The sequence below is a fragment of the Rhodoglobus aureus genome (assembly GCF_039527955.1).
GTDB classification, from domain to species: Bacteria; Actinomycetota; Actinomycetes; order Actinomycetales; family Microbacteriaceae; genus Rhodoglobus; species Rhodoglobus aureus.
On record NZ_BAAAKW010000043.1, the window covers coordinates 1 to 1019 of the forward strand.

A 1019-nucleotide genomic window follows, 5' to 3' on the forward strand; every position below is an offset into this window, starting at 1 on the left:
GGTTCGGTGTTCAAGTTCCTCGCCGATCATCGGCACGAGTTGTTCCCCGATGACGAATTTGAGGACTTGTTCCCGTCCGGTCGGGGGCGCCCGTCGACCCCGGCGGATGTGATCGCGTCGGTGATGGTGTTGCAGACGTTGCACAGTCTCTCGGATCGGGAAACGGCCGAGGCGGTCACGTTCGATTTGCGGTGGAAGGCGGCGTGCGGGTTTGCGTTGACGGAGGCGTCGTTTCATCCGACGGTCCTCACGTATTGGCGCCGCCGCCTGGCGGCCAGCACGCGCCCGCACCGAATTTTTGAGGCAGTGACCGAGGTCATCGAGCAGTCCGGGGCGTTGTCGGGTCGGAAGCGACGCGCGTTGGACTCCACCATTCTGGAGGATGCTGTCGCACGTCAGGACACCGTCACCCAGCTCGTCGCGCAGATCCGCCGGGTGGGTCGGGATATCCCTGGCGCGGACGTGCTCGTTGCCGCGTTGACCGGTCATGACTACACGAAGCCGGGGAAACCGGATATCGCCTGGGATGACCGGGCCGCTCGCGACGACCTCGTCTCCACACTTGTTAGCGATGCCCTGGCCCTGCTGGCCGACATTGACACGACGGTCCTCACCGACACACAGCAGGAAACCGTCGCCCTCCTCGCGTTAGTCGCTGGGCAAGACGTCGAACCGGCGGACGGGTCGGATGGCACGGATGGGCGGTGGAAAATTGCGCGCCGGGTCGTGGCGGATCGGGTCATTTCCACTGTTGATCCTGATGCCCGCCACGCGCACAAGAGTCGACAGAAGAAAGTCGACGGCTTCAAAAGCCACATCATCATCGAACCGGACACGGGCCTGGTGACGGCGGCTGTTCTCACGAAAGCGGCCGGGCCGGGCAACAGTGACGCGGCCCGCGGTATGGAACTTGTTACCGCAGACACCAGCATTGGCGCCCAGAATATCGATGTTCTCGGTGATTCGGCTTATGGCAGTGGCGAGCTTCTTGCCGCGATCACTGCCGCCGGTCACACCCC

Annotated in this window: 1 protein-coding gene; it reads left to right on the top strand. The window is 63.8% G+C overall.

Translation table 11 applies throughout. From position 1 onward, the window contains the following. On the top strand, positions 1–1019 hold a 1019-nt coding region (locus ABD112_RS11540; RefSeq protein ID WP_343926020.1), incomplete at both ends, for a transposase.